We start from the raw sequence: 21,933 nt of genomic DNA on the forward strand, positions 1-21,933 counted from the left end.
TTTATTACAGAACACTTTGCTTTTAATACCTGTGATACTTTTCCTTACGCCGGCAAAACAACGCACTGTCGCTATCAAAAGATTCCAGCAATTCTTCCAATGACGTATTCGAATCAATAATTTTATCATTTCCAAACAGCAGCTCTATACTTCGCCTTCCCCCTTCACGGAAAGGCTCTAAGAACCGGAAATATTCCGGATAGCAGCTGCGGAATGCGTACAGCAGGGTCAGACCGGTCTTTGCAGGGCAAAAGACCTCTATATCTGTAATATGAACATGTATCCCCTGGCACTCTTCCTTCTCATACTTGGAAGTTGAGGGTACAAAATAAGCGGGGGAGAACAGGACTCCCGGCAGCTTCCTTTCATTCATATGCTTTGCAAACCGATATCCATCCACATAGGGCGCTCCAATCAGTTCAAAGGGGGCAGCGGTTCCCCTCCCCTCCGAAAGATTCGTCCCTTCAAACAGACACGTTCCCGGGTATAAAAGCGCCGTCTCGAACCGGGGTATGCCAAGGCTTGGCATCACCCATATATTTCCTGTCTCCGGAAACAGCATCTCCCGTTTCCATCCCTCTATCGGAATTACGGTCAGCGGAAAATGATACTGCTGTTCATCATATATCATCTCTGCAAGTTCTCCTATGGTCAATCCATAGCGCATGCACAGGGGATAGGCACCGATAAAGCTTTCGTACTCCGGCTTTATCAAGTTTCCCTCTGCCTTTCCGCCCAAAGGATTCAGGCGGTCCAGAATAATCATCTCTTTTTGGCAGCTTTCGCAGGCCTGCATGGCATAATACATCGTTGAAATGAAGGTAAAGTAGCGGACCCCCAAATCCTGGATATCATAGACAACCGCATCCACAAGCTCCAGCATTTCTTCCGTAAGACGTTTGGACTCCTTTCGGTACAGGCTGAACACCGGTATTCCGGTATAGGGGTCTGTATAGCTGTCCACGACTTCCCCTGCGCCCATATTCCCCCGGACACCGTGCTCCGGGCCAAAGAGCGCACGCAGTTCATATTTTCCGGCAAGTATTTCTATTGTCGAGCGAAGCTTCTGGTCCGCTCCTGAAATCGATGTGATAAGACCTAGCCTTTTCCCACGCAATACCTTATCATAGTTGTCAATACAGTCAATTCCATTTTTTATCATACAGGCCTCCAATCAAAACTCATGTGCAATGATCCGCTTATCCTCTTCATTTACCGCAAACGCCTCGGCATATTCTGTTCTTGCCAGACAGCCATTGCATCGCATAAGATGGGCATAGTAATCCATATAGGGGAAGCTAGGGCTATTCACCGCAAACCAATGCAGCCGGATGGCTTTTTCCCAAAGTTCGAATCCTTCCCGGCTCACCACAGTATAGACATATGGCTTGAATTCAGGAGAATCCTCCCAATTCTGAGCATAATATGGTCCTTTTGCAAAATGAGCCTTATCCTTTCGTATAATTGCAGGCAATCCGGCGTAAAATTGTGCATCCCTGACGATTCTGTGCGTCAGCTCATGGTCCTTATGCATGCTGTATTTCCAATGTGTCATCAACGCTTCCGGCCTGTAGCTGCGTATCAGGTCACACACCTGGTAACGAACCTCTTCATTATCCGGCAGTTCCCCATCCACATAGGGCAGTACGACCGCTTTTCCACCCAGGACTCCGGCGAAATCCGCCGCTTCTTCCTCCTTTTGCTTCCGATATTCCTCTACCGTAAGATGCGGGGGATTTCCCCTTTCCCCTCCGGTCAGTGCCACTGTGACGATTTGATAGCCCTTTAAAGCATAAGTGGCTAATACACCCCCGCAGGTCAGCTCCACATCTCCTACATGCGCCCCTATCGCCATAACTGTCTTTGCCATATCATACCTCCTCGTATGCCCTCATTAATCTTCCTTTCTCATATCAGCCCAGGTCCTTACGATGGTGAAACCTGCATCCTCATATATGTTTCTGGCCGGGTTATTTTCTCCCGTGAACAGGGTCATATAGGACGCCCCCTCTTTTTTAAGTGCCTGACACAATTCGCAAAACAATAATTTAGCCAATCCTTTTCCGCGAAAATCCGGGTCAATTCCAATTCCTGCAAAATACCCTCTTCCGTTCTTTTCCACATCCAACGGGCCCGTGAAACCACATACCCGCTTTTCATAGACAGGAACCAGAATCGGACGTCCGCCTTTTTGACGTGATGGTTCTCCAAGTATCTCCCGCTCCCACATGAGATTTCCGAATCTGCGCAGCATCTCCTCCATCCCTGTATGTATCCCTTTATCATATAGCTCCAGTTTAAATCCTGCACGATCCAGTTCGTTCTTTTTAGCCTCCATAGCCTTTGGGTAATGATAAGTATCCAAAGCCGCGTAGTAGCTGTTCTGCATGGAAAAATCACGGTATCCGCAGTTTTTCAGGAAAAGATATGCACCGGACCCGATGTCCACACCCGGCATATTCGGATGTTCTGCTCCTTTCCTCCCCGGAACAACCCAGGATAACGTTATCGGATTAAAAAAGGAAATCTCCAGTCTATGCCGTTCCCCCCGGGCTATCAACTCCTGCTCAAGCTCATTTAAAATCCATCTGCCAAGGCCCCTTCCCCGTTCATCTTCTTTCACAATCACCATGGTAATGAAGGTCTTCTGTATGTTTTCATCCAGACACCCGGAAGCAAATGCCCTTCCCTCTTCTTCCAGCAGATTGACAGCCGTAATTCCTTTCCGCGCCGGATAAAGTGTTTCCTGAAATTTTTCAAAGCTCATTTTTTTAGAAAGCATATCCTGGTTTTGTACCGACTGCACAAATAGTTGATATGCTTTTACAAGTAATGGTGAATCTTTCTGTATATGCACTGTCCTCATAGCGTCCCCTCCTTGTCTATAGAAGTTTCGTCTGCAAAAAACCGTGGAAGATATTCCCGATGCACCTCCAATAGTTCCCCCAGCACAACCTCTGCAGTCTTCTGCGACATGACCAGAGGATTGATCATCAATGCCAGCAGGGCTTTTTTCCTGTCACCCGTAACTGCCGCTGCACTTCCTGCTGCCTCAAAAGATTTAATTTGCTGGATCAATCCATTGACTGCTTTTGGCAGACGGCCAACCTTTTGAGGTACCGGCCCATTTTTGGTGATTGCACAGCTCACCTCCACAATTTCATCATCTTCAAAATTTTCTATTGCACCATGGTTTACTGTATTGACCACCTGTATGTCCTGCTTATCATTATAGATGGAGTTAATCAGGTTACATGCTGCGTCACTGTAATAAGCCCCTCCCCGTTCTTCCAGAAGCTTCGGCTTCTGATCCAGACTGGGATTCTCATAAAGCTTGAACAGTTCTTCCTCCACACCTTTTACAAATTCCGCCCGTACCTCATGTTTCTCAAACTTTTCCTGCTCCTCCTGGAGGTATTCTTTTGTCATATAATAATACCTGTGGTAAGAACAGGGAAGCACACCCAGTTCTTCTATAAAGTCAGGATTCCAGACAACTCCCTTGATATTCTTAACGCTCTGGTCTCCCCAAAGCTTCAGTACTTCTTTTGTTACATCTTTTTCATCCACAATGACTTTTGTGGCAAAGACCATATGATTTAGTCCGCCGAAGGTTACCTGCACCTCCTCCATCCTGCGTTCTAAAAGTTCTGCAATGGCACGATGCATCCCAATAGGTACATTACACAAACCGATGATCTTATGGAAATCCGTATACTTATGAATCCCTTCCATCACCATTCCTACAGGATTCGTGAAATTAATCAGCCATGCTTTTGGACACAACTCCTGCATATCCCGGCAGATATCCATAATGACCGGAATTGTTCTCAATCCCTTAAACAATCCTCCCGCCCCATTCGTTTCCTGTCCGAGAATTCCATGAGAGATTGGAATTCTCTCATCCTTAATTCTGGCCTGAAGCTGCCCTACACGAAGCTGTGTTGTCACAAAGTCCGCATCTTTCAGCGCTGTGCGGCGGTCCAGCGTCGTGCAGATTTCCATAGGCACTCCCGCCCTTTTTACCATACGGCGGGCCAGTCCGGCAACCACCTGCATCTTATGCTCACCTTCCGGTACATCCACCAGCCACAATTCTTTTACCGGAAGGCTTTCATATCTCTTTAAAAACCCATCCACAAGCTCCGGCGTATAACTGGAACCACCTCCGATTGTTACAATCTTAATACCCTTCTTCATCCTACACTCCTCTCTGGCAAACTTGTTTCAGAAGTAAAGAAAGCGCCCCGATTCTGCCTGCCTGATTTCCTGTTTCACACGCTCTGATTTCCGTATATGCCTCAAGCTGAGGAAACATGTTGTAAACAGTCTTCCGCAGATCGCCGATAAACCTTGGGGAACTGCAGATTCCCCCTCCGATCAGGACTGCTTCCGGATCCAGCAGCATGGCTGTATTGCCTGTTACAAGTGCCGCCTTTTCCAGCCATATGTCGTATTTCTTTAAAATATCCGGATTATCCAGATGTCTGAATATATAGATTCCATCCACGTCTCTTTCAAGCGACAGGGATACTTCCCGTACCAAGGCAGATGTGGCACCCACACTTTCACATAGGATTTTACCATCGGTCATGGAAGCTCCCAGTAAGGTCAAACCGGCTTCTCCTGCTTTAAAATGTTTTCCCCGGTACAGATTTCCATCCAGAACAAGTGCTCCTCCAATCCCTGTACCAAACGTTAAAAGGCAGAAATCCCGAAGACCTCTGCCTGCCCCCATCACCATCTCACCAAGGGCAGCACAATTGCTGTCGTTTTCAAGAATCACCGGAAATTCCCCTGCTCTGGAAAGCGCTTGTTTCAAATTGTAAGCCCTGAAATTTTCACCAACACTATAGTCTATGTTTTCTCCTGTTTCGGGATTGATAAATCCGGCAATACAAACTGCAGCTCCTTCCACCTCTTTCTTGTAACGAAGTAGTAGTGTTTCCAGCTGCTTTAAAAATTTCTCCGGGTTTTTCTTGGTTCCCTCACTCCCTTCCTCCAGTATCCTGTATTCCTCATCCATGATGCTGTGTTTTATAAATGTTCCTCCAATATCTATCGTCAGATACTTTTTTTTCATCTCTCCCCCTCCGAACATGCTTTATCTGTCAGCTGAAAAAGCCGTAGTGCGCCAGCTGCCGCTTCCCCATAATTTATGATAATTTCCATAGAGCTGTCATATGTCTCCAGGCAACTGCATACAAGCTTTCGTATATGCAGATTATGGAGCAGCACACTTCCGCTCAGAGCAAGATGCTTTTCCTCCGGCATATTTCCGGATACAGCAATTACAAGATCGGCCAGGTCCCGGGCGCTCTTTCTTTCGATCTCCATAGCGGAACGATCTCCATACGCGGCCGCCTGACTGATAAGCGGAGCCAGGGACGCAACTTCTTTTTTCGAACGTCCTGGCTGATACAAAAAGCCCAACAGGTCTTCTGTTTTCCGAATATTTAATTTTTCAAAAACCAGCTTCTTAAGAAGGGTAGATTCCGCCCTTCCATCTTCTGCGCGTACCACTGCTGAAAGCATATCTCTGGCAATGGCATAAGCACTTCCCACATCATCAATCAGATGCCCGTATCCTCCTGCCCTGTACTGCCTGCCCCATGCATCCCTTCCTATACAGATTGAGCCGGTTCCTGAAATTAATACAATTCCGCGGCATTCCGGGAAGGCAGCCGCCAGAGCCGTTTCGTGATCCCCGAACAATCCGATACGGCAGAGGAAACCCTCCTGTTTGAACGCTTCCTTTAAAATTTGGGAAACCGCCGGGTTACTGATTCCAGCGGCTCCGATACCGACTCCCCGGCATTTATTGATTTTATATCCAAGCATTTTCAGCCGGATGTAAATATCGCGCAGAGTCTGAAGTGCTTTTTCTCTGCTCTGTCCATTCATGTTAAACGCTCCGGACTCGAACCGCTCTAAAATGTTGCCTTCTTCATCTGCAACGCAGACCATCGTCTTTGTTCCTCCGCCGTCAAGTCCAAGCAGATATGCTTTTTCTTTTTTCATGACACTCACCCTTTCACCGCGCCTACCGTAACGCCTTCCAGGAAATATTTCTGAAGTGAGAAAAACAGAATAAACATGGGAAGCGCAGAGACTGTTGCACCCGCCATCATCGGTGCAAAGTAAGTTGTATTGGCAAAGCTGAAGTTTTTCAAGCCAACCTGAACCGTCTGCATGGCTTCTGAATTACAGACCAGGAAGGGCCAGAAAAAGGTGTTCCATTCTCCGAGAAACGTCATGATTGCCATAACGGAAAGTATAGTTTTTGAAAGCGGCACAACAATTTTCCACACGATCATCGGCTGGCTGCATCCTTCGATTTTTGCCGATTCCATAATGGAGGTTGGCAGTGAGGTGAAAAATTGCTTTGCCAAAAATACGTTGTAACAGGTCACGAGGGTCGGTGCAACCAGAGCCATATAAGTATCCTGGATCTTCAAGACATTGACCACCAGAATATACAGCGGTACCTGAGTTACCTGGTAAGGTACCATCATCGCTACCAGAAGCACAAAAAAGAATACCTTGCATCCGGGAAAGCGCAGCTTTGCAAATGCATATCCGGCCAGTGTTGCGAAAATCACATTGCTAATCGTAACCACAGAGGCTACCAGCAAAGAGTTCAGTATCCAGCGAAAGGAATGGGCACTGAAAGAAAAAAAGAACTTATAGGAATTCAGCGTAAATTGTTTTGGAATCAGCGAATAGCTGGCTCCGCCCGCTTCTGTCGGCGCTCCAAAGGAGGAGATTACCATATAATAGATAGGAAATAACGTAACCAGAGCGATCGTAAGTAATACAGCTGCCAGAAGAAAATTCCGGATTGTTCCTTTATATTTTAGTTTTCCGTTATATTTTTTATATAATCCCATCTTGCCCTCCTTTTAATATTCCACATCGCCGGAGCTAAGCTTAAACTGCAGCACCGCAAAAACTGCTATGATTGCGGCAAGAATCAAAGCCTGGGCACAGGCTTCACCATATTCAAAATATGTAAATGCACGATTGAAAATCAGTAATCCTGCCATGGTCGTTGCATTATCCGGTCCCCCGCCTGTCATCAGATATGCATTTTGGAAGGATTGGAAACCATTGATTACGCCTGTAATGGTCAGAAAAACCGTAGTAGGTTTTACAATTGGCCATACGACATAACGTACTTTCTGAAAGAAGGTGGCTCCATCTATATCGGCCGCCTCATAATAGGTTGAATCAATTCCAAGCAATGCAGCGGTATAAATAATGATATTCTGTCCCAGACCTGCGAAAACGGCCATGATGATCAGGGACAGCATTGCAGTTTTCTGGCTTCCAAGCCAGTTTTGGTTGGATAAGCCGAATACCTTAACCACATTATTCAACAATCCGGACGGAAGCGGATCATAAATCCATTTCCACACGAAGGATAATGCAACCCCTGACGCAATTGCCGGGAGATAAAAGGCTGCCTTAAATACTGACTGCAGTTTTTTCCGAAATGGCAGAATCATAATAGAAATCATGAAGGATAACAGCATGGATACCGGTACCGTTATAATGGAGTATACAAGTGTATTTTTCAGAGCCTTATAGAATAAGCCATTTTTAAAAGTATTTATATAATTGTCCAACCCAACCCACTCCGAACCCAGTGGTCTATACTTCTGAAAACTGATAACAGCTGCAGAGATTACAGGATATAATGTAAACACAATAAATGTGCACAACGGAACCAGTATGAACACATATGCCCACATGGCTTCTTTCTTCATTTTCTTCATTGTTCAGGATCCTCCCATTCCATCAGGTACATCCGGCGATTTGCTTCGGACATCCTGTAAGCAAAGCTTACAGGATGCTCCTTCATCACTTTAGCATTTTGCCGGAAGCTTAAGATTCGTCTGATACACATCCTGCCTCACCAAAGGCCGCATGTCCTGCATCTACAATTGCCTGGTACATCTCTTCAGGAGTAACCTCTCCCGCCAGCAGCCCCTGGAATTTCGGCATAATGACTTCATCCTGAATCTTTATGGCCGCAGCCCCCTTGTCGGCCGGTATGTCCGGTCTCGCTTCTGCAATCTGTGTTGTAAGGCTTTCTACTGCTTTTGTATTATCTTCATTCTTATTTTCAATTGGAGGCAGTTTCTCATAAGCAGTACGTCCGCTTTCACAAACCGGCTTTAAATAAAGTTCCTGACAAGTCTGTGCAGCACGCTCACTGCTGGCAAGGTAGTATGCAACCTTTGCAACGTTTTTCAGATGCTGTTCATCCGGATTCTTTTCCCCCGTAAGGCAGATATACCCGTCCACTGCTCCCTGTGCCTGCTGATTTCCTCCTTCGAATACCGGTACCGGAAGCACTACATATTCCACAGGAATACTTCCCTCTACTGCACTGCCGTCATTGTTCTTCAGCTTTTCAGTGTTTTCATAGGCGGACTTTTCAAAGGAAGACAATCCTTTTCCTGTGATCATGGTCTGCCCGGTAAGCATCATATTCCATCTTTTTCCTGCATCGATAGAGCCCAGTTCCTTTGGCATGGAACCATCGTCAATCAAGGCTCTCAAGTCCTCCAGAAATGTAAGCATCTGTTTGCTGGTATATGCATACTTTAAGTCCTTATCAAAGGCCTCAGGCATCCCTGCATTCTTAACAAAAATGCCAAAATAGTCCTTTGCTGTAACACCGGCACAGGCAAAGAGAAATCCGTAGGTTTTTATCTGGTCACCCTCTTTTACAACGCCCTTCTTTATGGCTTCCCGGAATTCATCATACGTCCATCCATCTTTTTGTACTGCTTTCCAGTCAATTCCGGCAGTCTCCAGAAGTTCTCTGTTTCCTCCGATACACTGAATCTCACAGTAGGCCGGAAGACCATACAGTCCTTCTTGATTCTTAAAATAATTCAGAACATTTTCATCAAAATCATTTATTTGATCCTCTTCCAGATATTTTGAGATATCTACAGCCATATCCGTATCCAGATACTTTGTTACTCCGCTGCTGCCGATAAAGGCAATATCCGGCGGTGATCCGGCATTTACCTGGACATCCAGTTTCTGAGTTACATCCTCCCAGCTTGCCGTTGTGACTTTAATTTCAATATCCGGATTCTCCTTATTAAAATCCTCAATGTAGGTGTTAATTTTATCCTGATAAGTAGCAGAAACCGGAGGCAGTAAAGCTGTTACCACGTCCTTTTTTCCTTCTGCAGCCGTACCGGAAGCGGATGAACTTCCCCCTTTGTCTGTTCCACCACAGCCTGCCGCCAATGATGAAAGTGTCATCACAGCCGCCATCCCCAATGCTGCCATTTTTTTTCTTTTCATAGAATAAAACCCTCCTTTTTTTTATATGGTTAACCGCTTTGACACGGCAACTTTCACTTTTCCATCTGCCTGCTCAAGGCACTCCCTGGCAGTTTCTATATCGCAGCTCAAAAGCATCTTTGTAATTGCCAGCTTTGCTCCTCCTCCGGCTTCCCGCAAAGCGGTTTTGGCTTCTTTTCTTTCGCATCCCACTGCTTCCATCACAATATTCTCCGCCCGGGTTACAAGCTTCTTATTCGTCTGGCGCAAGTCCACCATCAGATTTTGATATACCTTTCCTATGCCAACCATACTGACTGTAGATATCATATTTAATACCATCTTTTCTGCAGTTCCCGCCTTTAATCTGGTGGAACCGGTCAGAATCTCCGGACCCGTCAGAAGTTCTATCGCACAGTCTGCCTTCTCCGAAATCTTTGTATTCGAATTGCAGGATATCGCTACTGTCCTGCATCCCACCTCCTTTGCATATTGAAGTGCACCAATTACATAAGGTGTTCTGCCGCTGGCGGCCAGCCCTATCACAACATCATCGGCTGAAAGATGGATCCGCTTCAGATCTTCCCTCCCAAGCTCCGGATCGTCTTCCGCCCCCTCTTCTGCCTTTACAAATGCTCCTTCGCCTCCTGCAATTACACCTACCACCATGTCATAAGAGACTCCAAAGGTAGGGGGGCATTCCACTGCATCCAAAATACCAAGACGCCCGCTGGTGCCTGCTCCTATGTAAATGATTCTCCCATCCTTCTGCAGGCTTTCTGTTGTCCATTCTATGGCTCTTCCGATCTGTGGAAGCGCATCATGGACTGCATCCAGAACCTTCTGATCCTCCTTATTCATGATTGTTATAATTTCATAAGGAGACATCTCATCCAGATTCATAGTGCTCGTATTTCTCTTTTCTGTTATCAGTCTTTCTAAATCTGCCATCGAATCTCTCCCTCATGATTGGTTTTCTCCTCTTTGGAGATATAGGTCTTTCTAAGACTGTCCATGCAAGTCTCATAGTTTTTCTGGACATATGCCACATACAGCATGTCAATGACTGCCAATTGCGAGAGTCTGGAACCTAATTTTCCGGTTCGGAACTCGAACTCGGTTGCTGTGACATATAGATTATAGTCGGAGATTTTAGATAATGGTGACTCATGATAACAAGTAATGGCAATAATCGGGACCCCGGCATCTTTTAAAATTTCCGCACATTCCACCATTTCCCTTGTCATCCCTGAATAGCTGATAATAATTGCCGCATCCCCACTGGTCATATTCTTCGCCTGAACCAACTGTGCATGAAAATCCTCATTCACCAGGCATACCTTATTGACCCGCATGAACTTCAGACAGGCATCCTTTGCCACCAGTAAAGATGCGCCCATCCCGAAAATTGAAATCTTTCCTGCCGCCTGTAATATGGATACGCTTTCTTCCAGCACTTCCACATCAATCAGGCTTTTTGTATCTTCCAGGGAAACAATACTCTTATAAATAATTTTATTCACAAGTTGTTCTGTAGAATCCTCTTTGCTGATTTCACAATTTTTATCCCCTATGACTTCTTTGCGCATTGCGTTTTCATACATGAGGGATTTTTGGAAATCCTTATAATGCTCAAAGCCCGTCTTCCTGCAGAGTCTGGTAATTGTGGAAGGTGAAGCGTAAACCTCTTTTGCCAGTTCACGGACACCCATCTCCGCCGCCTTCTCCGGATTTGCTAACAGATATCGGATGATGCCTTTCTCTGTATTACTGGCATTGGGCAAAAACTCGCGAAACTTGACAATGACACTTTTCATAGTCCCCCCTCTTCCTGGAACGTGCCTGAGAAGTTATTTCTGCAAGCTGCAGACACTTATCCATTGTATATTTTGTATGTTTTTTTATATATCTATATCTCCTGTGTGGTTACTATTATATTATTCAGAAACACTTTCGTCTACTACTCTCTCTATTTATGATACTTTGTTTCATATATTGAATGCATTATCTGGAATTTTAGATTTTTATGAAAGCATTGATATCTGCAACAGAAAGAAGAGGCTGCTATATAAGGAATTCTTCCCATATAGCAGCCTCTTCTTTCTTAACTATTCTTCTGTTTCATCATCCATTTTGACCTTATAGATATGATCTTTCACGATTTCAATATCTGAACTATAGAACGTCCTTGCAGCCTTAATCAGATGCTCCGTATCCTTCACTCCGGCTGTTTCATATGGGGAGTGCATCGCCAGCTGGGGCAGGCCTATATCTGCCATAGGTAAGGATACCTGTCCATTCGAAATATTGCCCAGTGTCGAGCCTCCCGGTATATCCGAACGGTTAACATAAACCTGACAGGGTACCTGCGCATGCGCGCAGATTGTTCTGAAAACTGCTGAACTGATACCATCCGTTGTATACTTTTGGTTCGCATTAAACTTCAGTACAATTCCCCCATTGATATAAGGACGGTTGCCGGGATCCGTTTTATCCTGATAGTTCGGATGTACGCTATGTGCATTGTCTGCTGAAAGCATAAAACTGGATGCAAGTGCGCGCAGATAGCTTGCCCTGTCTAATCCCATACCATCAGAAATCCGTTCCAGTGTATCTTTCAAGAAAGTGGATGCCGCTCCCTGCCGGGTCAGACTCCCCACTTCTTCGTTATCCAAAACGCAGTGCATCATCACATGCTTCCGGTTCCGGCTCACCAGAAAGCCCTTTAAAGAGGAAAATGCACACTGAAGATCATCCAGTCTGGCGCTGGAAATAAATTCCTCCTTCGCTCCCCATATACTCCCTTTCATCCTGTTATAAAGATAAATGTCCATTCCCAGAACATGTTCCGGTGATACCCCGGCCTGCTCACTCAGGATTTTCATCAAAGAGCCTTTGGTCCCCTCACCGCCAAATAACGGAAGCATATCATTCTGAGGATTATATGCGTATCCATCATTGACTTCTCTATTCATGTGAATTGCCAGACTCGGAATCTGAACGAGATCCCTGTCTACCTTGACCAGCCGGGATACAATCTGATCTTCTTCCCGGAACAGGAGTCTTCCCGCAAGTGATAACGGTCTGTCAAACCAGGGAGCCATCAACATTCCCCCATATTTCTCCACATTCAGCTTAACAAAATGACCCTCTGCCTCGATCTCGGGATTTTCTTTTAATTTAAAGGTGGGAGAATCACTATGGCTGGCCATAATCTGAAAACTTTTCATCTCCTCTGACGGAATTGTAAATGCAATCAGAGACGATCCATTGCGCGTCACGTAATACTTTCCATCTGGTTTGAGATTCCATAGCTCTTCCTCGTATAGATGTTTAAATCCTGCTTCCTCAAGCTCCAGTGCCATACTTTCAACTGCATGAAAACTGGTAGGACTTTTCTCTATAAAGCTTAAAAGTTCTTCTGCAGTATATTTATTCATCGCCTGTCCCCCATAAAAAATAAAGCGACTGTTCCCGGGCCTGCATGTGCACCTATCGTTGATCCAATTGTATTTAACATAACCGACTTCACCGATGGGTATCGGCTCTTTACCAGTTCCGCAACGTAGGAGGCATCCTCTTCACAATCTCCATGACTGATATAGATGGTATCATTCTTATCTCTGTAACTGCCGACCCGTTCTTCCATCATGTCCACAAGGTTATTAAGAGCTTTCCTTCGTCCCCTTGCCTTGCTTAGAAGAAGCAGATGCCCTTCATCATCCACATGGAGCATAGGCTTTATATTAATCATCGTGCCAAGAACTGCGCTTACCCTGGACACACGCCCGCCTCTGTGGAGGTGCATCAAATCATCCACGGTGAATACATGGCAGAGATTCAATTTATGCTCTTCCAGCCACCTGGCCGTTTCATCCAGGCTGCTGCCCCGCTCCTTTTTTTCCAAAACCTTCTGAAGAATCAGGCCCTGCCCCATGGAAGCACACAGCGTATCAATGACAATGATTTTATACTCCGGGTTTTTTTCCATCAATTCTTCAGCCGCCAGTCTGCAGCTGTTATAGGTACCGCTTAAGCCAGAAGAAAATGAAACATGCAGGATCTCCTTTCCGGCATCCAAAATCGGCTGCCAGGTCTTTTTTGCATCCTCCGTATTTACCTGGGAAGTCGTTGGCATAGAACCACTTCTCATACGGACATAGAATTCTTTTTGATCAATATCATGTTCCTTATTATAGACCCTGCCGTCCAGTGTACAGGGAAGGTACATAAATTCCACATCATGTTCTTTATAATATTCGTATGGCATATCACACGTATTTTCAGTTGTAATCATATATTGCTTCATAAGCTCTGTCTCCCTCCTTTGTGTGAACGATGGTATCATTCATATGCTTAGAATACCACAGGAAATCATCCCCTGCAACGATTTCCTGTTGAGAACTAATGAAGCAATATCTCTTTTGCTTTATTGAGTTGAACATCTTCCTCTGAATCATCCGGCATGTCGATCTCCACATCCGGCGTAATTCCCTTCCCATTGATATTATTACCTTTTGGTGTAAAGTAATGGGAAACAGTCAATTTTACTGCGCCTCCATTCTTTAGCTGGTAGGTGTCCTGCACCACCCCTTTCCCATAGGTAACAGTGCCTACAATTGTACCTGTTCCATAATCCTGTACCGCTCCGGCAAAAATCTCTGAAGCACTGGCAGAACTGCTGTTAACCAAAACAGCCAGCGGAATACTAATCGGCGATTTCCCATCACAATTCTGTTCGCTTCTGTTCCCGTACTTGTCTTCTGTATAGACAATAAGCCCTTTCGGGAGAATCTCTCTTAAGGTATCACACACACCGGACACCAGGCCGCCTGGATTGCTTCTTAAATCAATAATCAGCCTGTTCATCCCCTGATCCTGTAATTTTCCGTATGCGTCCTTGAACTGTTCAGCTGTCACTCCGGTAAATTCCGATATCCTGATATAACCGATCTGATTCTCCAGCATCTTTCCCGTGACCGAAATCGCTTCTACCTCTTCGATTGTCACATCTACCGTATATGGCTGATCCCCCCTTTCCAATGTCATGGACACTGTCTCTCCTTCTTTCGTATCCTTTATCAAATCTACGACCTCATTTGTAGACATGGAGGAAACCGGCTTATCTCCCACCTTCAAAAGGATATCTCCAGGCTTTATTCCAGCTTTGGCTGCGGGCGTATTCTCATAGCAGGACTCAATAAGAATTCTTCCCTGGCTGTCCTGGTAGATAGCCACACCTATTCCGGAATAATGTCCATTCGTAGACTGCATAATCTTCTCAAACTGTTCCTGCGTATAGTAAGTAGAGTACTTGTCGCCCAGACCGGTAACCAGGCCTGCGCACATATAATCGGTCATTTTTTTATTGTCGACCTCACCAAGATATACATCTTCAATCAATTCATAGATGTCTGCAACTTTTGTCCTGGCACCAAGCTCTGTGGGGTTCATCTCCTTACCCATCACATAGTCCCGGTTTTTCACCAGGAACAATATACACATAATCCCAAGGGTAAATAGAATTCCAAACAGAAATCCCTTCAATCCGCTGTATGATTTCTTATTATCGTCCATCTTCATTCTCCATAATCACTTTCAGCCTATGCATGCTGCTCAGCGCGTACAGGCAGATGTGAACTTTTATTTTCACATACAGAAAGCCTGCCACTGGCAGCTTTCCCTGCATACTTTGGTATGAATGAATGAGCTGCCATCAATTCGGATGAATTGAGACAGCTCACTTAAATACCAAGGTATGCAAGCATGAAACGCATGACCTTTTGACCTTTATGATACCACGGATTGCTGCGCACTTCGTAGTATCATACCTTTAAATGCTTCCGTATTGTGAATATACTGCCCACAAGACCAATTCCCATACCCAGAATGAGTCCAACCGGCAGCAGCGTATGGAACACCTGGCTTATTGGCAGCAGGCCATTCATAAAGTCTGCTATCATATGAAATTTATCTAATATATACTTAATCGCCATATTGTAGATAAAATACCAGGCAACCAGTGGAATTGCAGATCCTATCAATCCAATCAGTATGCCTTCCATAAGAAAGGGCAGACGTACAAACAGGTTTGTAGCTCCTATCAGTTTCATAATTCCGATCTCTTCTTTTCGTACGGAAATACCAACGGATACTGTATTACTGATTAAAAACACAGAAACTCCAAGGAGAATTCCTATGATTATCAGTGATACATAGCCCACCAGTCTGTTAACTGTACTCAATGTCTTCGTCGCCTGTTCAGACTGCTTTACTTCACGCACGCCTGTAAGACCGGAAACAAAATCTTTCAGCTCACTTTGATCCTCCACCTTATTAACATAGATTTCATAACTTGCAGAATTAATCAGCGGGTTATCATTCTTAAACCCTTCCGCCAGCTCCGGATTATTCTTAAAATACTGAGCCTGATATCTTTTCCAGGACTCATCAGCTGATACATACTTCACTTCTTTTACTTCCGGGCGGGCTTGGATCTGATCCCCTATTTCATCTATCGTAGCCTGATCCGTTCCTTCTTGGAAGAAGACCACCATTGAGACCCCTTCCTCAACGTTCTTAATAATATAGTTAAAGTTCATAACCAGTGAAAAAAATAAACTGAAAAGAAAGATACAGGCACCCATGGTCGCAACAGATGCAATGGAAAACATCTTATTTCTCCAAATATTTTTTATACCCTGTTTGATACTATATCCAATCGTACTAATCCTCATGGTATATACCTTCTTCTTCGTCGCTTACTATGACGCCTTTCCGCAAGCGGATTACCCGCTTTTTCATAGAGTTTACAATCTCACGATTATGTGTCACAACAAGTACGGTAGTACCACGTGCATTAATCTCTTCCAGAAGTTTCATGATTTCATTGGAATTCTTAGGATCCAGATTTCCGGTTGGTTCATCTGCCAGCAGAATATCCGGGCGATTTACCAGTGCTCTGGCCAAGGCTACACGCTGCTGTTCTCCACCCGACAATTCTTTGGGGCGTGACTTATACTTCTCAGCAAGCCCGACTAATGTCAGCACCTCCGGAACTCTTTTTTTAATTACACGATTCGGCTTCTCAATCACCCGTTGAGCAAATGCAACATTCTCATATACATTCCGGTCTTTCAGGAGCCGAAAGTCCTGGAACACAACACCTACTCCACGACGGTACTTGGGAATCTTTCTGCGTTTCATTCTGTTTAGAACCTGACCGTTCACCTTAATTACTCCGGTTGTAGGCTCCAGCTCCTTCAGCAGCAGCTTTATAAGCGTAGATTTTCCTGATCCACTGTTACCAACGACAAATACAAATTCCCCTGCTTCTATGTGTAAGGATATGTTATTTACGGCCGGCTGGCCTTTATCATAACTCTTACTTACACCATCTAAAGTAATCATCTTATCCTCCTCTAAGACTTTAGTACTCCAAAGTCTCCATGTACTTCATATACCGCACTACCATCAGTGCTATCTTAAATGTAATTGCATCCTCGAATACACGAAGATCAAGTCCGGTACTTTTCTGTAGTTTATCCAGACGGTATACCAGCGTGTTTCTGTGAATGTAAAGTTGTCTGGAAGTTTCCGATACATTCAGACTGTTCTCAAAGAATTTATTAATTGTGGACAATGTCTCTTCATCAAAATCATCCGGAGACTTATCTACAAAGATTTCCTTTATAAACATCTTGCACAAAGGTATGGGCAGCTGATAAATCAGTCGTCCGATCCCCAGTGAGCTATAAGCTATGACATCTCTCTCATCAAAAAAGATCTTCCCCACATCCAGAGCCATACGCGCTTCCTTGTAGGAGCGGGATACCTCCTTTAGTTCTTTTACAATTGTTCCGTATGCAATATGCGTTCTATGATTTTCATCCCTTCCAATTGTATCCAGAACAGATAATGCAATCTTGTTCAACTGTGCAGAGTCATCGGTATCTGACAGTTCCTTGACGATAATAACATTCTTTTCATCAACCGCTGTAATAAAATCCCCCGATTTATTGCCGAACAAATTTCTTACATTCTCAATCGTGCCATGGTCTTTATCCGGATTGCTTTCCAGTATAAATACTACTCTGCGCATATCTGCATCGATATGCAGCTTTTTGGCACGGTTATAGATATCCACCAACAGCAGATTGTCAAGCAGCAGATTCTTTATAAAATTGTCTTTATCAAACCGCTCTTTATATGCCACCAGGAGATTTTGTATCTGAAATGCAGCCATCTTCCCTACCAGAAAGATATCTTCGTTGTCTCCTTTCGCAAGCAGTACATATTCCAGCTGGTGTTCATCATACACCTTAAAAAACTGAAAATTTTTCATGGATTGCGAATCAGCCTGCGACCGGGCAAAATTCACAACTTCAACATTGTTAATCTCCATCTCGGGAAATGTGGACACGAGTACATTGCCCTCAATATCAGCCACAGCCAGTTCGGCTCTGGAAATATTTTTTATCCCTTCAATTGTATTTTGCAGAATTTGATTTGAAATCATAACTTATCCCTCTTTCGATTATATAGTCAGTAACAAAATCATTACCCCATTATGATATACTCTTTTATTTTAATACAAAGTAGCCAAAAAGGAAAGGGGAACTTTGTGTAACAGTTCAGCCATGCGGATTTCCAATAGGACAGGCAGGAGAAAGCTTGCTTTCGTATATGCTTATACAAAGCCTTCACCCAACACTTCCCTTGCATCTGTCACGATGACAAAAGCATCTTTATCCAGTTCCATCACGATATCCTTTAATGCCACAATCTGCTTTTTTCCGACCACACAGTAAAGCATCGTGCGGCTGTTTCCTGTATACATGCCCTTCGCAGTGATTCCTGTTACACCACGGTCCACATTTATCATAAGTGCCTGTGCTATCTCCTCCGGTTTCTCCGTAATAATGTATGCAACCTTGGAAAAATGCAGACCTTCAATCAATGTATCGGAAACCTTTGTGATTACCATGATTGCGATTACGGCATAAAGTGCTTTCGTAATTCCAAACACATAAGCACCGGATAATACCACCAGAGCATCCAACACCTGCATAATCTGAGCGACGGTATAATGTCTCATCTTCTGCTGTATAAGTGAAGCAACCATATCCGTTCCACCCGTAGTTGCATGTCCGATAAAGACCATGCCGATTCCCACTCCCTGCAGTGCCCCTCCAAAGGCAGCAGAAAGCAGCAAATCATCCGGAGTGAGCGAAATTTCCGGAATTATATAAAGCCATAGTGAAAGCATTGCGGCTCCAAAAAGCGTCTTTCCTAAAACTTGCGCACCCCGGATTTTAAACCCAATTAAAAATAACGGTATATTTAATACCGTTGTTGTAATCCAAAGCGGTATTCCCCCGGCCATTAAGCCTTCTGTTAATGACTTAATTATAATTGCCAGACCGGAAAACCCACCGGTTACCAGTCCTGCCGGCTCGAAAACGACGTTGATTGCCAGTGCCATCAGTGCCGTTCCGGGTACAATCAGAATGTAATCCGTATACCTGCTTTTCACCTTTACAGTTTTTCCCATCAGTCTTTTCCCTCTTTATATCTGGCTACCATTCTTTTAAATGCACTCTTCTTTAATAGTGTGCTCCACCAACTGACTTTTAAACCTGCATTCGACTGGATATTTGGATGCTCTCCCAGACAAAACCATATTTTCGTATTCAACTGGTTCCGATTTTCGATGGCAAGTCTGTCTTGACGATGTCCCTGAAGTCCGCTCACAATCACATCAACCGTCAGGCTGTTAATCTCGTTCATTACGCCTTCCGGCGGAGTATCCTCCCCAACTGCTGCACCGCCTGCAACCTCAATGCCGGGATATGTATCTTCCAGATAACTCCGCAGCCCTTCCACCTCTTCCGGTGTCTCTCCCAGCACGAAAATTCGCTCCTTTTGTTGAATCATATACCAGAAAAACCTGGCAATAAACTCATTTCCCTTCACTTCCTCTGCAATCTGCCCCTGCTGGATGCCTGCAGCCTTCAGCACCTCGCTATCACCAATTACAGTCAAATCCATACTCTCCAGATATTGCTTCCAGGTCGGATCCTCGTCGGCCAGCAACAGCGTATTCATGGTGACTACACCCACTGTTTCCATCCGGTCATTCTTCATCATCTCAGCTATACGCTCCATGGACGTATCCACGCCACAATAGTCAATATGTACTCCTAGTACATCCGTTTTTTCACACATATATCTAACTTCCCAGGACTGCAGCAGTGTGCCGGCAGTACTTAAGCTTCCCTTTCCTTATAAAATAACAACACTTCGATACATTATAGCAGATAGGAAAAAAAATAGCAAGAAAGCAGCACAGAACACGCATATGAGCATTGTTCTGTGCTGCTGCTTTTAAATATGATTAAACCTCAAAAATCAAATCTCCATAAGAGGGCATCGGCCACATCTCTTTGTCTACAATCATCTCCAGTTTATCGACGGGAGTACGTAATTCATTCATAGCACTTATAACCACATCGTGATAATACTTCGCACATGTCTGGCCCTCCTCCATCGCACATGCATTCTCATCCAGATCAATAAGCACTTTAAGCGCAGCATGAGTCTCTTTTAACAGTTCCGATGTTTCTGCCAACAGTTCTTTTTCTACGCTCACCTCCAATACCCCGGCGGCCTGAATGGAATTTATGGATTCCGCAAGATTTCTTGCGTATTTTATGACCGCTGGTACAATCTGCTTTGTTGCAATATCAATCATGGCCCTGGCTTCTATATTAATGGTTTTCGCATAGTTTTCGTACTGTACTTCTGCTCTGGATTCCAGTTCCGCTCTGGTGAATACATGGAATTTTTCAAACATAGCTACCGTTTCTTCGCTGGTCAGTTCCGGTATCGCATCAACCATGGATTTGATATTTGGAAGCCCTCTGTGCTCGGCCTCCTGTACCCATTCCTCAGAATATCCATTGCCGTTAAAGATAACTCTCTGATGATCAATTAAATTCTCTTTAATCAGATCATGTACAGCCTCATCAAAATTCTCCGCTGTCTCCAGCCTGTCACAGGCATCACAGAACGCTTCCGCTACTATGGTATTCAGTACCGTGTTCGGTGCACCTATCGAATCACTGGAGCCTACCATACGAAATTCAAATTTATTTCCTGTAAAAGCAAAAGGTGAGGTACGGTTACGGTCTGTTGCATCTTTTAAGAAATCCGGAAGTGTTCTCACACCGGTATTTAACTTTCCACCACTCTTACTGCTGGTTGCATTTCCGGTGCTGATCAACTGCTCTACAACATCTTCCAGCTGCTCTCCCAGGAAAATAGAAATGATTGCCGGCGGCGCTTCATTTGCTCCAAGTCTGTGATCATTTCCCGGATCAGCTGCAGATTCCCGAAGAAGTCCAGCGTGTCTGTCTACTGCACTGATAATACAGCTAAGTACTAAAAGAAACTGAATATTCTCATGTGGTGTTTTACCTGGCTCTAACAGATTTAATCCGTCGTCCGTAGTAAGTGACCAGTTATTATGTTTTCCTGAACCATTAACGCCGGCAAATGGCTTTTCGTGAAGCAGACATTTCATTCCATGCTGGCATGCAATGCGCTTTAATGTCCGCATGATGATCTGATTATGATCAACCGCTACATTCGCTTCCGCAAAGATGGGTGCCAGTTCATGCTGGGCCGGAGCAACCTCATTATGCTGCGTCTTGGCGGCAACCCCCAGTTTCCACAACTCAGTGTTTACATCCTTCATAAACCCGGCGATTCGCTGGCGGATAGTTCCAAAATAATGGTCATCCATCTCCTGTCCTTTCGGAGGCATCGCACCAAATAAGGTTCTTCCTGTATAAATCAGGTCTTTTCTCTGCAGAAATTTCTCGGCATCAACCAGAAAATACTCCTGTTCCGGGCCCACCGAAGGCGTAACTTTTTTAGACGTTGTATTGCCGAATAATTGAAGAAGGCGAAGAGATTGTCTATTAATGGCCTCCATGGAGCGAAGCAATGGTGTCTTCTGATCCAACGCCTCTCCTTTATAAGAGCAGAAGGCTGTGGGAATACAGAGCGTCCCCCCCGCAGCATCCTGGCGTACAAAAGCAGGAGAAGTAAAGTCCCAGGCTGTGTAGCCTCTGGCTTCAAAAGTCGCCCGAAGTCCTCCTGAGGGAAAGGAAGAGGCATCCGGCTCACCCTTAATCAGCTCTTTACCTGAAAAACTCATTAACACCTTTCCATTCTCCATGGGAGCAGTGATGAATGCATCATGTTTTTCCGCGGTTACTCCTGTCAAAGGCTGAAACCAATGTGTAAAATGAGATGCGCCCTTTTCAATGGCCCATTCCTTCATCTCATGCGCAATAACATCCGCTGTATCAAGATCCAGTTCTTCGCCCTTTGCAATTGCCTCCTTCAGTTTTCTGTAAACCTTTTTTGGCAGCCGTTCTTGCATTACTGTATCATTAAACACATTTTCTCCAAAAATTTCAGCAGCATTTACAAAATCTCCCATAACCTTTCCTTTCCTCTCTCTGGAATTTGTGTATAAACCCACAATCTTAAAAAAGGGCATTCCACACCATAGTAGAACGCCCTTGTCTATCAGCTCACACACATCTATGAAAT

At 44.6% G+C, this 21,933-nt stretch carries 20 protein-coding genes; all 20 read right to left on the reverse strand.

Translation table 11 applies throughout. The features are described 5' to 3' along the window. Nucleotides 1-22: 22 nt before the first annotated feature. The gene (locus KNL20_RS13400) at nt 23-1,162 is read right to left on the reverse strand and encodes an exo-beta-N-acetylmuramidase NamZ family protein (RefSeq protein ID WP_230398230.1); all 1,140 of its coding nucleotides are present in this window, start codon (nt 1,160-1,162) and stop codon (nt 23-25) included. Between the two features lie 12 nt (nt 1,163-1,174). Beyond that, nucleotides 1,175-1,870: a PIG-L deacetylase family protein gene (locus KNL20_RS13405; protein ID WP_230398231.1), complete on the reverse strand. Its 696-nt coding sequence runs from the start codon at nt 1,868-1,870 to the stop codon at nt 1,175-1,177. 24 nt (nt 1,871-1,894) lie between these two features. Further along, nucleotides 1,895-2,866, reverse strand: coding sequence for a GNAT family N-acetyltransferase (locus KNL20_RS13410; RefSeq protein WP_230398232.1), 972 nt, complete (start codon nt 2,864-2,866; stop codon nt 1,895-1,897). Beyond that, nucleotides 2,863-4,200 (reverse strand): 6-phospho-beta-glucosidase, encoded by a 1,338-nt coding sequence (locus KNL20_RS13415; RefSeq protein ID WP_230398233.1) that lies wholly within the window; start codon nt 4,198-4,200, stop codon nt 2,863-2,865. Before KNL20_RS13415 ends, KNL20_RS13410 begins: the two co-directional genes overlap by 4 nt. A gap of 1 nt (nt 4,201) precedes the next feature. Beyond that, nucleotides 4,202-5,083, reverse strand: a complete 882-nt coding sequence (locus KNL20_RS13420) for an ROK family protein (protein WP_230398234.1) — start codon at nt 5,081-5,083, stop codon at nt 4,202-4,204. Continuing rightward, nucleotides 5,080-6,021 (reverse strand): N-acetylglucosamine kinase, encoded by a 942-nt coding sequence (locus tag KNL20_RS13425; RefSeq protein ID WP_230398235.1) that lies wholly within the window; start codon nt 6,019-6,021, stop codon nt 5,080-5,082. The genes KNL20_RS13420 and KNL20_RS13425 overlap by 4 nt, the downstream gene beginning before the upstream one ends. A 5-nt stretch (nt 6,022-6,026) precedes the next feature. Next, entirely contained in the window at nt 6,027-6,890 is an 864-nt protein-coding gene (locus KNL20_RS13430) for a carbohydrate ABC transporter permease (protein WP_230398236.1), read from the reverse strand. Between the two features lie 12 nt (nt 6,891-6,902). Then, nucleotides 6,903-7,778 (reverse strand): carbohydrate ABC transporter permease, encoded by an 876-nt coding sequence (locus KNL20_RS13435; protein ID WP_230398237.1) that lies wholly within the window; start codon nt 7,776-7,778, stop codon nt 6,903-6,905. Nucleotides 7,779-7,887: 109 nt separating this feature from the next. Beyond that, a complete protein-coding gene (locus KNL20_RS13440) occupies nt 7,888-9,330 on the reverse strand; it encodes an ABC transporter substrate-binding protein (protein ID WP_230398238.1) in 1,443 nt (480 codons plus the stop codon). Nucleotides 9,331-9,351: 21 nt separating this feature from the next. Continuing rightward, on the reverse strand, nt 9,352-10,260 hold the full coding sequence (murQ, locus tag KNL20_RS13445; protein WP_230398239.1) for an N-acetylmuramic acid 6-phosphate etherase: 909 nt from the start codon (nt 10,258-10,260) through the stop codon (nt 9,352-9,354). Continuing rightward, the gene (locus tag KNL20_RS13450) at nt 10,248-11,126 is read right to left on the reverse strand and encodes a MurR/RpiR family transcriptional regulator (protein ID WP_230398240.1); all 879 of its coding nucleotides are present in this window, start codon (nt 11,124-11,126) and stop codon (nt 10,248-10,250) included. The genes murQ and KNL20_RS13450 overlap by 13 nt, the downstream gene beginning before the upstream one ends. A 291-nt stretch (nt 11,127-11,417) precedes the next feature. Next, a complete protein-coding gene (locus KNL20_RS13455; RefSeq protein ID WP_230398241.1) occupies nt 11,418-12,749 on the reverse strand; it encodes a M18 family aminopeptidase in 1,332 nt (443 codons plus the stop codon). Then, on the reverse strand, nt 12,746-13,618 hold the full coding sequence (locus tag KNL20_RS13460; RefSeq protein ID WP_230398242.1) for a DegV family protein: 873 nt from the start codon (nt 13,616-13,618) through the stop codon (nt 12,746-12,748). The genes KNL20_RS13455 and KNL20_RS13460 overlap by 4 nt, the downstream gene beginning before the upstream one ends. Before the next feature lie 95 nt (nt 13,619-13,713). Then, complete coding sequence (locus KNL20_RS13465) at nt 13,714-14,886, reverse strand: S41 family peptidase (protein ID WP_230398243.1); 1,173 nt, start codon at nt 14,884-14,886, stop codon at nt 13,714-13,716. Nucleotides 14,887-15,134: 248 nt separating this feature from the next. After that, nucleotides 15,135-16,046 carry a permease-like cell division protein FtsX gene (gene ftsX, locus KNL20_RS13470; RefSeq protein WP_230398244.1) on the reverse strand — a complete coding sequence of 304 codons (912 nt, stop codon included), beginning with the start codon at nt 16,044-16,046 and terminating at the stop codon, nt 15,135-15,137. Next, entirely contained in the window at nt 16,036-16,719 is a 684-nt protein-coding gene (gene ftsE, locus KNL20_RS13475; protein ID WP_230398245.1) for a cell division ATP-binding protein FtsE, read from the reverse strand. Before ftsE ends, ftsX begins: the two co-directional genes overlap by 11 nt. A 19-nt stretch (nt 16,720-16,738) precedes the next feature. Further along, a complete protein-coding gene (locus tag KNL20_RS13480) occupies nt 16,739-17,827 on the reverse strand; it encodes a PucR family transcriptional regulator (RefSeq protein ID WP_230398246.1) in 1,089 nt (362 codons plus the stop codon). Between the two features lie 171 nt (nt 17,828-17,998). Then, complete coding sequence (locus KNL20_RS13485) at nt 17,999-18,862, reverse strand: YitT family protein (RefSeq protein WP_230398247.1); 864 nt, start codon at nt 18,860-18,862, stop codon at nt 17,999-18,001. Continuing rightward, the gene (locus KNL20_RS13490) at nt 18,862-19,536 is read right to left on the reverse strand and encodes a WecB/TagA/CpsF family glycosyltransferase (RefSeq protein ID WP_230398248.1); all 675 of its coding nucleotides are present in this window, start codon (nt 19,534-19,536) and stop codon (nt 18,862-18,864) included. Before KNL20_RS13490 ends, KNL20_RS13485 begins: the two co-directional genes overlap by 1 nt. A gap of 169 nt (nt 19,537-19,705) precedes the next feature. Continuing rightward, nucleotides 19,706-21,820, reverse strand: a complete 2,115-nt coding sequence (locus tag KNL20_RS13495; RefSeq protein WP_230398249.1) for a glutamine synthetase III family protein — start codon at nt 21,818-21,820, stop codon at nt 19,706-19,708. Between the last annotated feature and the right edge of the window lie 113 nt (nt 21,821-21,933).

The sequence above is a fragment of the Novisyntrophococcus fermenticellae genome (genome assembly GCF_018866245.1).
Taxonomy (GTDB): domain Bacteria; phylum Bacillota; class Clostridia; order Lachnospirales; family Lachnospiraceae; genus Novisyntrophococcus; species Novisyntrophococcus fermenticellae.

Bases quoted from the DNA above. Each gene is read 5' to 3' on its own strand.
- KNL20_RS13400 (WP_230398230.1), bottom strand. From the start codon at position 1,162: ATGATAAAAAATGGAATTGACTGTATTGACAACTATGATAAGGTATTG.
- KNL20_RS13405 (WP_230398231.1), bottom strand. From the start codon at position 1,870: ATGGCAAAGACAGTTATGGCGATAGGGGCGCATGTAGGAGATGTGGAG.
- KNL20_RS13410 (WP_230398232.1), bottom strand. From the start codon at position 2,866: ATGAGGACAGTGCATATACAGAAAGATTCACCATTACTTGTAAAAGCA.
- KNL20_RS13415 (WP_230398233.1), bottom strand. From the start codon at position 4,200: ATGAAGAAGGGTATTAAGATTGTAACAATCGGAGGTGGTTCCAGTTAT.
- KNL20_RS13420 (WP_230398234.1), bottom strand. From the start codon at position 5,083: ATGAAAAAAAAGTATCTGACGATAGATATTGGAGGAACATTTATAAAA.
- KNL20_RS13425 (WP_230398235.1), bottom strand. From the start codon at position 6,021: ATGAAAAAAGAAAAAGCATATCTGCTTGGACTTGACGGCGGAGGAACA.
- KNL20_RS13430 (WP_230398236.1), bottom strand. From the start codon at position 6,890: ATGGGATTATATAAAAAATATAACGGAAAACTAAAATATAAAGGAACA.
- KNL20_RS13435 (WP_230398237.1), bottom strand. From the start codon at position 7,778: ATGAAGAAAATGAAGAAAGAAGCCATGTGGGCATATGTGTTCATACTG.
- KNL20_RS13440 (WP_230398238.1), bottom strand. From the start codon at position 9,330: ATGAAAAGAAAAAAAATGGCAGCATTGGGGATGGCGGCTGTGATGACA.
- murQ (WP_230398239.1), bottom strand. From the start codon at position 10,260: ATGGCAGATTTAGAAAGACTGATAACAGAAAAGAGAAATACGAGCACT.
- KNL20_RS13450 (WP_230398240.1), bottom strand. From the start codon at position 11,126: ATGAAAAGTGTCATTGTCAAGTTTCGCGAGTTTTTGCCCAATGCCAGT.
- KNL20_RS13455 (WP_230398241.1), bottom strand. From the start codon at position 12,749: ATGAATAAATATACTGCAGAAGAACTTTTAAGCTTTATAGAGAAAAGT.
- KNL20_RS13460 (WP_230398242.1), bottom strand. From the start codon at position 13,618: ATGAAGCAATATATGATTACAACTGAAAATACGTGTGATATGCCATAC.
- KNL20_RS13465 (WP_230398243.1), bottom strand. From the start codon at position 14,886: ATGGACGATAATAAGAAATCATACAGCGGATTGAAGGGATTTCTGTTT.
- ftsX (WP_230398244.1), bottom strand. From the start codon at position 16,046: ATGAGGATTAGTACGATTGGATATAGTATCAAACAGGGTATAAAAAAT.
- ftsE (WP_230398245.1), bottom strand. From the start codon at position 16,719: ATGATTACTTTAGATGGTGTAAGTAAGAGTTATGATAAAGGCCAGCCG.
- KNL20_RS13480 (WP_230398246.1), bottom strand. From the start codon at position 17,827: ATGATTTCAAATCAAATTCTGCAAAATACAATTGAAGGGATAAAAAAT.
- KNL20_RS13485 (WP_230398247.1), bottom strand. From the start codon at position 18,862: ATGGGAAAAACTGTAAAGGTGAAAAGCAGGTATACGGATTACATTCTG.
- KNL20_RS13490 (WP_230398248.1), bottom strand. From the start codon at position 19,536: ATGTGTGAAAAAACGGATGTACTAGGAGTACATATTGACTATTGTGGC.
- KNL20_RS13495 (WP_230398249.1), bottom strand. From the start codon at position 21,820: ATGGGAGATTTTGTAAATGCTGCTGAAATTTTTGGAGAAAATGTGTTT.